Here is a 12,849-nt window from a genome sequence, read left to right as displayed (position 1 = left end):
GAAAGTCCCGGACCCATGAAGCATCCCGTCGAAACCGCGATGAACCTTGTGCCGATGGTGGTCGAGCAGACCAATCGCGGCGAGCGCGCATACGACATCTTCTCGCGCCTCCTGAAGGAGCGCATCATCTTCATCACCGGGCCGATCGAGGACGGGATGGCGACGCTCGTCTGCGCCCAGCTGCTCTTCCTCGAGGCGGAGAACCCGAAGAAGGAGATCGCCCTCTACATCAACTCGCCCGGTGGCGTGGTGACGAGCGGCATGGCGATTTACGACACCATGCAGTTCATCAAGCCGGCGGTCTCCACGCTCTGCGTCGGGCAGGCGGCCTCGATGGGTTCGCTGCTCCTGTGCGCCGGCCATAAGGACATGCGATTCGCCACGCCCAACGCGCGGATCATGGTCCACCAGCCTTCGGGCGGCTTCTCCGGCCAGGCCTCGGACATCGAGCGCCACGCGCAGGACATCATCAAGCTGAAGCGCCGTCTCAACGAGGTCTATGTCCAGCACACGGGGCAGGACTACGAGACGATCGAGAAGACGCTCGACCGCGATCACTTCATGACGGCCGAGGAATCGCAGGCCTTCGGACTGATCGATAAGGTCTATTCGTCCCGCGAAGCGCTGGAGGCGTCGCTCGCGACCTCGTGACGCCGCTTCCTTGATGTCGGCACGCGGGCACCGTAGATACGGCTCAAGCCGTCTCCACGATCGCTTCAGCGTCGCTCAAGCCAGCCCGGCGATCCTCCATGACTGGATCGTCGGCGACATTCGAGCGCTTGCGTTGGATGCGTCGCGGCATAGACTGTCCGTAAAGCGCGGTGCGTCGGAGCCGCGATGCGACGGCGCCTCACCGGTGCCGGGACTGGAAGGAACGAGAGAATGAGCAAAACGAGCGGCGGCGACAGCAAGAATACGCTCTACTGCTCTTTCTGCGGAAAGAGTCAGCACGAAGTCCGCAAGCTCATTGCAGGGCCGACGGTGTTCATCTGCGACGAGTGCGTCGAGCTGTGCATGGACATCATCCGCGAGGAGAACAAATCCTCGATGGTGAAGTCCCGCGAGGGCGTGCCGACCCCGCAGGAGATCATCGGCGTCCTCGATGACTACGTCATCGGCCAGTCCTTCGCCAAGAAGGTGCTGTCGGTGGCCGTGCACAACCACTACAAGCGGCTCGCCCACGCCCAGAAGAACAACGACGTCGAGCTGGCGAAGTCCAACATTCTCCTGATCGGCCCGACGGGCTGCGGCAAGACGCTGCTCGCGCAGACGCTCGCCCGCATCCTCGACGTGCCGTTCACGATGGCCGACGCGACGACGCTGACCGAGGCCGGCTATGTCGGCGAGGATGTCGAGAACATCATCCTCAAGCTGCTGCAGTCGGCCGACTACAATGTCGAGCGGGCACAGCGCGGCATCGTCTACATCGACGAGATCGACAAGATTTCGCGCAAGTCCGACAACCCGTCGATCACGCGCGACGTCTCGGGCGAGGGCGTGCAGCAGGCGCTTCTGAAGATCATGGAAGGCACTGTCGCTTCCGTCCCGCCCCAGGGCGGGCGCAAGCACCCGCAGCAGGAGTTCCTGCAGGTGGACACGGCCAACATCCTGTTCATCTGCGGCGGCGCCTTCGCGGGCCTCGACAAGATCATCTCCGACCGCGGCCGCAAGACCTCGATCGGCTTCGCGGCAACCGTGATGTCGCCCGAGGACCAGCGCACCGGCGAGCTCTTCCGCAAGGTCGAGCCGGAGGATCTCCTGAAGTTCGGCCTCATCCCGGAATTCGTCGGCCGCCTGCCGGTGCTGGCGACGCTCGAGGATCTCGACGAGGTCGCTCTGGTGCAGATTCTGGTCGAGCCGAAGAACGCGCTGGTCAAGCAGTACCAGCGCCTGTTCGAGATGGAGAATGTCGAGCTGTCCTTCCACGAGGACGCGCTGAAGGCGATTGCCCGCAAGGCTATCGAACGTAAGACCGGCGCGCGCGGCCTTCGCTCCATTATGGAGGCGATGCTGCTCGACACCATGTTCGAGCTGCCGACGCTGGAAGGCGTGCAGGAAGTGGTGATCTCCGAGGAGGTCATCGACGGCAATGCGCGGCCCCTCTACATCTACGCCGAGCGCAAGGACGAGAAGGAAAACGTCAGCGCCTGATGGCCTGGCGATTCTCCCAATCGCGCGTTTCTCGATAACCCGCTCTGGCCCTGCCGGGGCGGGTTTTCTCTTGCATGCGCCAGCCTGTGCGCCCCGGCGACAAGCCGCTTGAATGCGCTGCCGCATGGGCCCACATTGCAGAAATCGAAAAGGCGCCCTTTCGAACGCTTCCTGGAAGGTTCGGGGCGGGCGGCCTCAGGCGGCTCTGCCGCAGAAAGGACCTTCCATGTCGAATCTCAACGACACGGCCGGAGCGGGGGCTCCGGCGCAATACCCGGTGCTTCCGCTGCGCGACATCGTGGTGTTCCCGCACATGATCGTGCCGCTCTTCGTCGGCCGCGAGAAGTCTATCAAGGCGCTCGAGGAGGTGATGGGCGCTGACAAGCAGATCCTGCTCGCCACGCAGAAGAATGCCGGCGACGAGGATCCGGCCCCGGACGCGATCTACGATCTCGGTACGCTCGCCAACGTCCTGCAACTCCTCAAGCTGCCCGACGGCACCGTGAAGGTGCTTGTCGAGGGTGTATCTCGTGCGCGCATCGAGCGCTTCACCGATCGCACCGAGTGGCATGAGGCGGAGGCGGTCGAGATCGAGGCCGAGGACGAGGACCGTGTCGAGATCGAAGCTCTGGCCCGTTCGGTGGTCGCCGAGTTCGAGAATTACGTCAAGCTGAACAAGAAGATCTCGCCAGAGGTCGTGGGCGCGACCGGGCAGATCGACGACTATTCCAAGCTTGCCGACACGGTGGCCTCGCACCTCGCGATCAAGATCCCCGAGAAGCAGGAGATGCTCGCGCTCGTCTCGGTGCGCGATCGGCTGGAAAAGGCGCTGTCCTTCATGGAGGCCGAGATTTCGGTCCTTCAGGTGGAGAAGCGCATCCGCTCGCGCGTCAAGCGCCAGATGGAGAAGACCCAGCGCGAGTACTACCTGAACGAGCAGATGAAGGCGATCCAGAAGGAGCTCGGCGACGGCGAGGAAGGCCGCGACGAGATGGCCGAGCTGGAGGAGCGCATCAAGAAGACCAAGCTCTCGAAGGAGGGCCGCGAGAAGGCGAACGCCGAGTTCAAGAAGCTCAAGCAGATGAGCCCGATGTCGGCCGAGGCCACCGTCGTGCGCAACTATCTGGACTGGCTGCTCGGGCTGCCCTGGGGCAAGCCCTCGCGCGCCAAGGTCGACCTGAAGAAGGCCGAGGAGATCCTCGAGCAGGATCACTTCGGACTGGAGAAGGTCAAGGAGCGGATCATCGAGTATCTGGCGGTGCAGAGCCGCCAGTCGAAGCTCAAGGGACCGATCCTGTGCCTCGTCGGTCCTCCGGGCGTCGGCAAAACCTCGCTCGCCAAGTCGATCGCCAAGGCGACCGGCCGCGAATATGTGCGCATGGCGCTCGGCGGCGTGCGTGACGAGGCCGAGATCCGTGGCCACCGGCGCACCTATATCGGCTCGATGCCCGGCAAGGTCATCCAGTCGATGAAGAAGGCGAAGAAGTCGAATCCGCTCTTCCTGCTCGACGAGATCGACAAGCTCGGACAGGACTATCGGGGCGATCCGTCGTCGGCGCTTTTGGAGGTGCTGGACCCGGAGCAGAACGCCACGTTCATGGACCACTATCTGGAGGTCGAGTACGATCTCTCGTCCACCATGTTCGTGACGACGGCCAACACGCTGAACATCCCGGGCCCGCTGATGGACCGGATGGAGATCATCCGGATCGCCGGCTACACCGAGGACGAGAAGGTCGAGATCGCCAAGCGGCACCTCCTGCCGAAGGCGATCAAGGACCACGCCCTCAAGGCCGAGGAGTTCTCCGTCGGTGACGACGCGCTGCGCGAGATCGCGCGCCGCTACACCCGCGAGGCGGGCGTGCGGTCCTTCGAGCGAGAGCTGACCAAGCTCGCCCGCAAGGCCGTGACGCGCATCCTCAAGGGGGAGGCGACGTCGGTCGAGGTGACGGCGGCCAATCTCGCCGATTTCCTCGGCGTGCCGCGCTATCGCTACGGCGAGGCGGAACTGGCCGATCAGGTGGGTGTGGTTACGGGTCTGGCGTGGACGGAAGTCGGCGGCGAACTCCTGACGATCGAAGGCGTCATGATGCCTGGCAAAGGCCGCATGACGGTGACGGGCAATCTGAAGGACGTGATGAAGGAATCGATTTCGGCGGCGGCGTCCTACGTCCGCTCGCGCGCGACCGATTTCGGGATCGAGCCGCCTCTCTTCGAGAAGCGCGACATCCACGTCCACGTTCCGGAAGGCGCGACCCCGAAGGACGGTCCTTCGGCCGGCACGGCGATGGCGACAGCCATCATCTCGGTGATGACGGGCATTCCGGTGCGCCGCGACATCGCGATGACGGGTGAGATCACGCTGCGCGGTCGGGTGCTGCCGATCGGCGGTCTGAAGGAGAAGCTTCTCGCGGCGCTTCGCGGCGGCATCAAGAAGGTGATGATCCCGGAGGAGAACGCGAAGGACCTCGTCGACATCCCCGAGAGCGTGAAGAACGCCCTCGAGATCGTACCCGTCAGCCACATCGGGGACGTGCTCAAGCACGCCCTCGTGCGTCAGCCGGAGCCGATCGAATGGGACGAGGCGCGCAATCCGCTTCCCACGCCCGATCGGGCGGAGGAAGGCGTCGCGGCCGTCGCCCACTGAGGCCGGTTCGGCCATCCGGACGAGAAAAATGCCGCCCTCGGGCGGCATTTTTTGTGAAAAGCCCGGAATTCTGGCCTTTTTCGGCTTTGGCGGCTTGAATGATCGCGGTTATTTGACCATCGTCGTCGCCGATTTGGTGCCCTCGGGCGCCGTCCTCAGGAGGTGGTATAATGAACAAGAATGAACTGGTTGCCGCGGTCGCGGACAAGGCAGAACTCTCCAAGCAGCAGGCGACGGCTGCCGTCGACTCGGTCTTCGATTCGATCAGCTCGGCGCTTGCCAAGGGCGACGACATCCGTCTCGTCGGCTTCGGCACCTTCTCCGTGTCCCACCGCGCCGCCTCCAAGGGCCGCAACCCGTCGACGGGCGCCGAGGTCGACATCCCGGCCCGCAACGTCGCCAAGTTCGCGCCGGGCAAGGGCCTGAAGGACGCCGTCAACGGCTCCAAGTGATTTGACGGGCTGCTCGTCGGCCCAGTCCATCGAAAGGGAGGTCCCGCCGTCCGGTGAGGCCTCCCTTTCGCGTTGAAGCGCCGTGCGCCCGGTAGTTTCGTTTCCGGATGGCGGGCAGGTCAGTCGCCGAGTTTGGCCAGAAGCCCCGCCATCAGCCGCGCCCGGTCGACGAGGCTTGAGACGATGATGTGCTCGTCGAGCCGGTGGATGCCGGCGCCCTCCAGGCCAAGCCCGTCGAGGGTTGGCAAGCCGAGCGCGCCGGTGAAGTTGCCGTCCGAGCCGCCGCCGGAACTTCCGTGCGTCAAAGGCAGGGAGAGGGTGTCGGCGATGCGCTTGGCGCGCTCGTAAAGCTCCATCGTTCCGGGCGAGGGCTCCCAGACGGGCCGGACCACGCTCTTCTCCACGGTGAAGCCGATGCCGTCCGCCTCCGCGCGGTTCAGCGCCATCAGCCTTTCCGTGCCCCGGTCGAGATCGCTCTGGCGCTTGGCCATGCTCAGGACCTCGGCGCGGCATTCGGTCGGCACGCAATTCACCCACTGGCCGCCGTGGACCACGCCGACGCTGAAGGTGCAGTCCTCGTCGGTCATCGCCTCGATGGCGAGGATCTGCCGGGCCATCTCCGAGACGGCCGAGCGGCCCTCCTTCAGCGCAGCGCCCGCATGGCTGGGGCGGCCATGCGCCGTCAAGTGGAAGCGGGCGATCGCATAGCGCCCCGTGACGACTCCCTCGCGCATGAAGGCCGGTTCCGGCACGAGGATGTAACGGTGCCGGCGCGCGGTCTCCTCGATGAGCGGGCGCGTTCCGGGGCTGCCGATTTCCTCGTCGCTGGTGAGAAGAAAATAGACCGGCAGCAGTGTCTCGATGCCGGCATCGGCCAGTGCCTTGATCGCGTGGAACGCGGCGAGCGTTCCGCCCTTCATGTCGCAGATACCCGGCCCGTAGCAGCGCTCGCCGTCTAGCCGGAAGGGCAGCTTCTCGAGCGTGCCGACCGGATGGACGGTGTCGAGATGTGCCATCACGAGGATGCCCGGCTCGCCCGCGCGCGGATGCGGGAAGGAGGCGAGCGCGCAGTCGCCGAGCCCATCAGGGCCGGGGATGATCTCGACGCTCGCGCCGGCCGCCTCCATGTCGGCGGCAGCGAGACGCACCATCCGAGAGACGGCCGCCTTGTCGAAGGTCGGGCTTTCGCACTCGATCCAGGGTTTCAGCGCGGCCAGCATCGTCTCGGCATCGAGCGGCAGCCTGGTCGTGTCGATCATCTTCGTCTCCTCCTAGAGCGCCATTGAATCCACGCATCAGGCTTTCCGAAAACCGAACACGGTTTTCGGGCCGATGCTGTCGCAAGCTCAGGCGGCGGTGCGCTTTTCCACGATCCGTGCCAGAAGGCTCGCCCCGATCGGCAGGATCGCGTCGTCCAGGACGAAGCTCGGATTGTGGAGCGGCACCGTGCCGCCGTGGCCGACCCAGCAATAGGAGCCGGGCACGGCGTGCAGCATGTCGGCAAAATCCTCCGAGCCCATCGTCGGGCGCGGATCGCCGATGACGTTCTCCGGACCGACGATCTCCGCCGCCGCCTCGCGCAGCGCCTCGGTCTCGGCGGGATGGTTCTCGAGGACGGAGAAGATGTCGCGGATGTCGATCTCGATCTCGCATTCGAAGCTCGTGGCGAGCCCGGCGCAGATCGTGCGGATGCGCTCGCGCACGAGTTCGCCCACCTCGTCGTGGAAGTAGCGGATCGTGCCGGCGAGCAAGGCCTCCTCGGGGATGACGTTGTAGGCCGAGCCCGCGTGGATCTGCGTGATCGACAGGACGGCGGGCTTCATCGGCGTGACGTTGCGGCTGACGATGCTCTGCAGGCTCTGGGCGAGCGTCGTCGCGATGACGACCGGGTCCTTGGAATTGTGCGGCATCGCGCCGTGGCTGCCGCGCGCCTTGATGCGGATGTCGAAGAAACTGGCGCCCGCCATTGCCTTGCCGGGGAACACCGCGATCTCGCCGAGGCCGAGCTCGGGCGTGTTGTGCAGACCGTAGATTTCGTCGCAGGGGAAGCGCTCGAAGAGCTTGTCGGCGAGCATGGCGCGCGCGCCGCCGAGCCCTTCCTCGGCCGGTTGGAAGATGAAGACGACGGTGCCGGCGAAATCCTTCGCCTCGGCGAGATAGCGTGCCGCTCCGAGCAGCATCGTCGTGTGCCCGTCATGGCCGCAGCCGTGGAACCGGCCGGGGATCGTCGAGCGATAGGGCAGGTTTGTGAATTCCTCCATCGGCAGCGCGTCCATGTCGGCGCGAAGCCCGATGGTGCGCCCGGCGCCCCCGGTCCCCTTAAGAACGCCGACGACGCCCGTGCCGCCGATGCCCTCATGCACCTCCATCCCGAATGAGCGCAGCGCCTCCGCGACGATGCCGGCGGTGCGCTTCTCCTCGAAGCCGATCTCGGGATGAGCATGCAGATCGCGGCGGATGGCGGTGAGGTCTTCGGCGAAGCTCTCGATGCGCGGAATGACGGTCATGGAACGGTCCTTCGATGGTCTTGGTCAGGCGGCCGGCGAAAGGGCAACGCCCGGCCGCAGCTTGGTGAAGGGAAGGGAAGCCGGATCGAGCGGCATCGGGCCAGGCGCGGTGCAGACGAGGATGGTCTCGGCGATCGGCGCGAAGTCGGCACGAAAATGCACCGAGCTCTTGTTGACGAGGATCGCCTGATCCTTCGGCTCGATGCCGACGAAACGGTACATCTCCTGGTCGGCCATCTGCGCCTTGCGCGAGCCGAGCACCACCTGAACCCCGCCGATGCGCAGGCACGCGGAGGGGCCGAGCCGCATCCGCGCGCCGCCGTAGAACGGGCCGTCCGCGACGAGGTGCCCGTCCGAAAGCGAGACGATCTCGAATTCGCCCTCGAAGGGCGCGTCGCCGGGAATGTTCGACTTGCCGCCGAGCGAGAGCTTCACCGTCGCCCCGACGCCCGCCTCGTGGACGGTTCGAGCCGCCGCCGGATCGACGATCACGCCGATCGCGGCGCGCGTTGCACCGGCCTCCACCAGCGCGCGGAGCATGCCTGTGGTGTCGGAATCGCCGCCCGCGCCGGGGTTGTCCTGCGTGTCGGAGATGACCACCGGCTTCGTGGCGCCATCCGCGAGGCGCATGGCCTCGCGCACACCGTCAAGCGGGTCGAAGGCCTTGCCGGCAAAGGCGTTGCGCGCGGCGAAGACGGCTTCGACGATCGCGTCCGCCGCAGCGTCCGCCGCCTCCTGCGTGGCGCCGTAGCCGACGACCGAGGGGCCGCAATCGGCGAAGTCCGCAGCCGGAAAGCCGCAGAGGAAGGACGTGGAGGTGACGGGGCCGTCTTCCAGCCGGGCGACCAGCGCGTAGATGCTCCCAGCGGGCTCCATGTCGGTGCATTGCCAGGCGATGGGGATGAGGAAGGGGATCTGGCGGAACGCCTTGAACTCGGCCGCACCGCCGACGAGCCGGGCGAGGTGGACGGCCGCGCGGCGACCGGTTTCGGCCATGTCGACATGCGGATAGGTGCGGTAGGCGACGAGGGCCGAGGCTTCCGCGACCATGCGCGGCGAGACGTTGGCGTGGAGGTCGAGGCTGGCGACGATCGGCACGTCCGGCCCGACGACCGCGCGAACGCGCGCGATGATCTCCCCCTCGCCATCGTCTGCGTGCTCGGCGACCATCGCGCCGTGAAGATCGAGATAGACGCCGTCGAGCTGCCCCGCCGCCTCGATCGCGGCCACGATCTTGCCCGCCACAGTCTCGAACGCCTCTTCGGTGACGTGGGCCGAGGGGCTTGCATGGCACCACATGGTCGGCACGAGCTCCCAGCCGCGCCGCTCGGCCTCCTCGACGAAGCCGCATGTGCCCATGTTGACGTTGCGCAGCGCCTCGATCATCGCCGGGCCTTCGCTCATCGCCGGGAAGCCGCCGCCCTCGACGAAAGCCTGGAGGCCTGCCTTGCTCGGCGCGAAGGTGTTGGTCTCGTGCATGAAGCCGCCGATGGCGATGCGGGGAGGGGTCATGATCATCTTTCCGGAATTCAATGGACCGCGGTCGCGACGGGCACCGCAACTTCGAGCGGGCGAAAGTTCGGGAAGTCCCAGTGCTTGCCGGGCGCCGCTTCCAGAAGCGCGCGGGTGTAGGGCTCCTTCGGCGCACCGAGCACCTGCGCGGCGGGGCCATATTCGACGATCCGCCCCTTCTGCATCACCGCGACATCGTCGCAGATCTGGGCCGCGACCCGCAGGTCGTGGGTGATGAACAGGATGGCGACACCGAGTCGCTCTTGGATATCGGCCAACAGTTCCAGAACCTGTGCCTGAACCGAGACGTCGAGCGCGGACACCGCCTCGTCGGCGACGATGACGTCCGGGTCCATCGCGAGCGCCCGGGCGATGGCGATGCGCTGGCGCTGGCCGCCGGAGAACTGGTGGGGATGACGGTCGATCGCGTCCCGCCCAAGCCCGACGAGTTCCAGAAGCTCTTGCGCGCGGCGCCGTGCTTCACCCTTGCTCGTGCCGTAGTTGATCGGCCCTTCGGTGATGCTGTCGCCCACCGTGCGGCGTGGGTTGAGCGAGCGGTTGGGGTCCTGGAAGATCATCTGGATGCGCTTGCGCCACGGTCGCAGCGAGCGGCGCGAGAGGCCGGAGATGTCGGTGTTGCCGACGCGGATGGAGCCGCCGGTCGGGTCGAGGAGCCGCATCACGCAGCGCGCGACCGTGGTCTTGCCCGAGCCGCTTTCGCCGACGATGCCGAGCGTGCGCCCGCGCTTCAGCTTGAAGTTCACGTCGGCGGCGGCGACCGTCTCGTGCTTGCGGCCGAAGATCGAGCGCCCGCCGCCATAGGTCATGGCGAGGTCGATCGCCTCCAGCACGGTCTCGCTCGACCCGGCCGGACGCTCTGCGCGCGGATGCAGCGCCGGCACCGCCGACAGGAGCTTGCGGGTATAATCCTGACCGGGATCGCGAAGGATATGCGCCACCGGTCCGCTCTCGACGATGTCGCCGTGGCGCATGACGTAGACGCGGTCCGCGATGTCGGCGACGACGCCCATGTCGTGCGTGATGAAGAGGACGGAGGTGCCGTGCTTTTCCTGCAGCTCGGAGATCAGATGCAGGATCTGGCGCTGTGTCGTCACGTCGAGCGCCGTCGTCGGCTCGTCGGCGATGAGGAGCGTCGGCTCCAGCACGAGCGCCATCGCGATCATCACGCGCTGGCGCTGGCCGCCCGAAAGCTGGTGCGGGTAGGAGCCGGCGATGCGATCGACGTCCGGCATGTGAACCTGTGTGAGGATGTCGCGGATGCGCGCCCGTCGTTCGCCGGGAGAAAGCCGCGAGTGCGCCGCCAACACCTCGTCGAGCTGCTTCTCGACGGTCAGCACCGGGTTCAGCGCGGTCATCGGCTCCTGGAAGATCATCGACATCTTCGTCGCACGCAATTCGCGAAGGCGGGCGGGCTTTGCGGCAAGAACGTTCTCGCCGTCGAGAAGGATGTGCCCCGCGCTCGCGACCAGCGCGCCCTTCGGCAGCAGTCCCATCGTCGCGAGCGAGGAGACCGACTTGCCCGACCCGCTCTCGCCGACGAGGCAGACCGTCTCGCCGCGCCCGACGGTGAGGGAGACGCCGTTCAGGATGCTGATCGGCCGGCCGCCGCGCGTCTCGACGACGAGGTCCTCGATGACGAGGGCCGGTGCATTCGCCTCGGCTTGCGCGTTCATCGCAGTCCTCCCTTCTTCGCCATGCGTGGATCAAGAAGATCGCGGGCGGTGTCGCCGAGGATGTTGATCGACAGGATGCAGATCGAGAGGAAGAGGCCCGGCCAGAAGATCAGCGAGGGCTTGATCTGGAAATAGAGCCGGCCCTCCGACATGATGTTGCCCCAGGAGGGCGTCTCGGTGCCGATGCCCGCGCCGAGGAACGAGAGGATCGCCTCGGTCAGGATCGCCGAGGCGCAGACATAGGTGCCCTGAACGATCATCGGCGCGATGGTGTTGGGCAGGAGGTGCCGCCACATGATCTTCGGCAGCCCCGAGCCGACCGCGATCGCGGCCTCCACATAGGGCTCCTCCCGCGCCGAGAGGATGACCGAGCGCACGAGGCGCACCACACGTGGGATCTCGGGAATGGTGATGGCGATCATCACGGTCCAGAGGCTGGACCCCGCGAGTGCGACGATGGCGATGGCAAGGAGCACGCTCGGGATGGCCATCAGACCGTCCATGATGCGCATCAGGACGGCGTCGAGCCAGCGGAAGAAGCCCGCGAGGATGCCGAGCGGCAGGCCGATGAGCACGGCGACGAGCGCGGCGCCGAGGCCGACGATCAGCGAGATGCGCGCACCGTGCAGCGTGCGCGAGAAGACGTCACGGCCATAGGCATCCGTGCCGAAGGGGTGCGCGGCGCTGGATTCGGCAAGGCGTGCGGTCGGGTTCATCGCAATCGGATCGTGCGGCGCGATCCACGGCGCGAGGAACGCCGCGATCACGATCACCGCGAGGCACAGGGCCGCGATCGGCGGCGCGATGCCGAGCCCTTTCCAATCCACGCGCGGCAGGATTCGGCGTTTGACGACGGGCTCTGCGCCCCGGTCCACCTGGCTCGTCATCAGTAACGGATCCTCGGGTCCATCAGGGCATAGGAAAGGTCGATCAGGAGGTTGATGAGGACGTAGACGCCGCTTGTCAGAAGGATTAGCGCCTGGATCACCGGATAGTCGCGGGCCAGGATCGCATCGACGGTGAGACGCCCGAGACCGGGAATGTTGAAGACGCTTTCGGTAACGACGACGCCCGAGATCATCAGTGCGAAACCCGTGCCGATGACGGTGAGGATTGGCACGGCGGCATTGCGCAGCGCGTGGCGGAACAGGACGAGCCGCTCGCTCAGGCCTTTTGCGCGGGCGGTGCGCACGTAGTCCTCGCCGAGGACGTTCAGCATCGAGGCACGTGTCATGCGGGCGATGAGGGCGATGTAGATGGAGGAGAGCGTCAGCGCCGGAAGGATGATGCGCTGCGTGAACGGACCAATGCCGTCCGAGATACTGGCGAAGCCCTGCACCGGAACGAGGCGCAGATTGATGGCGAAGACCTGGATCAGGATGTAGCCGATCACGAAGACCGGAATCGAGAAGCCGAGAACCGAGGCGCTCATCACCAGATTGTCGATGAAGCTGCCGTGCCGCCAGGCCGCGATGACGCCCATCGGAACCGCGATGAGAACGGTGAGCACGATCGTCACGAGCGCGAGGCTGATCGTCGGCTCAAGACGCTGATCGATGAGGGTGAGGACGGGCGTGCGCGAGATCAGCGAGGTGCCGAAGTCACCGGTCAGGAGTTGACCGGCCCAAGTGACGAACTGGTTGTAGATCGGCTGGTCGAGGCCGAGGCTGGCGCGGATGTCGGCGAGCTGCTGCGGGGTCGCCATGTCGCCGGCAATGACGGCCGCCGGGTCTCCAGGCGTCAGCCGCAGGAGCAGGAACACGAACAGCGCGACGACGATCATCACGGGGATCGCGGCGAGCACGCGGCGCACGAGGTAGCCGATCATCGCTTGGTCCTCGGATCAGGGATGCGGGGAGGGTCGGCCCCGCCGCATCCGGCGGGGC

General features: G+C 66.2%; 10 protein-coding genes. 4 read left to right on the top strand and 6 right to left on the bottom strand.

Features of this window, described 5'->3' with window-relative positions:
- Positions 1-15 precede the first annotated feature (15 nt).
- The 4 genes from H1343_RS10645 (at position 16) to H1343_RS10630 (ending at position 5,250) form a co-directional block, all read left to right on the top strand.
- Complete coding sequence (locus tag H1343_RS10645) at positions 16-651, top strand: ATP-dependent Clp protease proteolytic subunit (protein ID WP_185982894.1); 636 nt, start codon at positions 16-18, stop codon at positions 649-651.
- A gap of 231 nt (positions 652-882) precedes the next feature.
- Positions 883-2,151 (top strand): ATP-dependent Clp protease ATP-binding subunit ClpX, encoded by a 1,269-nt coding sequence (gene clpX / locus H1343_RS10640; RefSeq protein WP_185982893.1) that lies wholly within the window; start codon positions 883-885, stop codon positions 2,149-2,151.
- 226 nt (positions 2,152-2,377) lie between these two features.
- On the top strand, positions 2,378-4,798 hold the full coding sequence (lon, locus tag H1343_RS10635; protein ID WP_185982892.1) for an endopeptidase La: 2,421 nt from the start codon (positions 2,378-2,380) through the stop codon (positions 4,796-4,798).
- 170 nt (positions 4,799-4,968) lie between these two features.
- Positions 4,969-5,250, top strand: coding sequence for an HU family DNA-binding protein (locus tag H1343_RS10630; protein ID WP_185982891.1), 282 nt, complete (start codon positions 4,969-4,971; stop codon positions 5,248-5,250).
- Positions 5,251-5,369: 119 nt separating this feature from the next.
- Here H1343_RS10630 and H1343_RS10625 read toward each other — a convergent pair whose 3' ends face one another.
- From H1343_RS10625 to H1343_RS10600, 6 genes are all read right to left on the bottom strand, one after another.
- Entirely contained in the window at positions 5,370-6,509 is a 1,140-nt protein-coding gene (locus H1343_RS10625) for a M20/M25/M40 family metallo-hydrolase (RefSeq protein ID WP_425484581.1), read from the bottom strand.
- A gap of 87 nt (positions 6,510-6,596) precedes the next feature.
- Positions 6,597-7,757 (bottom strand): M20 aminoacylase family protein, encoded by a 1,161-nt coding sequence (locus H1343_RS10620; protein ID WP_185982890.1) that lies wholly within the window; start codon positions 7,755-7,757, stop codon positions 6,597-6,599.
- 24 nt (positions 7,758-7,781) lie between these two features.
- Positions 7,782-9,269, bottom strand: a complete 1,488-nt coding sequence (locus H1343_RS10615; RefSeq protein ID WP_185982889.1) for a M81 family metallopeptidase — start codon at positions 9,267-9,269, stop codon at positions 7,782-7,784.
- Between the two features lie 17 nt (positions 9,270-9,286).
- Positions 9,287-10,963, bottom strand: a complete 1,677-nt coding sequence (locus H1343_RS10610; protein WP_185982888.1) for an ABC transporter ATP-binding protein — start codon at positions 10,961-10,963, stop codon at positions 9,287-9,289.
- Positions 10,960-11,850 (bottom strand): ABC transporter permease, encoded by an 891-nt coding sequence (locus H1343_RS10605; RefSeq protein ID WP_185982887.1) that lies wholly within the window; start codon positions 11,848-11,850, stop codon positions 10,960-10,962. The genes H1343_RS10610 and H1343_RS10605 overlap by 4 nt, the downstream gene beginning before the upstream one ends.
- The gene (locus tag H1343_RS10600) at positions 11,850-12,791 is read right to left on the bottom strand and encodes an ABC transporter permease (protein WP_185982886.1); all 942 of its coding nucleotides are present in this window, start codon (positions 12,789-12,791) and stop codon (positions 11,850-11,852) included. Before H1343_RS10600 ends, H1343_RS10605 begins: the two co-directional genes overlap by 1 nt.
- Positions 12,792-12,849 lie beyond the last annotated feature (58 nt).

It is taken from the genome of Aureimonas mangrovi (assembly GCF_014058705.1).
Classification (GTDB): domain Bacteria; phylum Pseudomonadota; class Alphaproteobacteria; order Rhizobiales; family Rhizobiaceae; genus Aureimonas; species Aureimonas mangrovi.
This window is presented reverse-complemented; position numbering and strand designations above follow the sequence as displayed.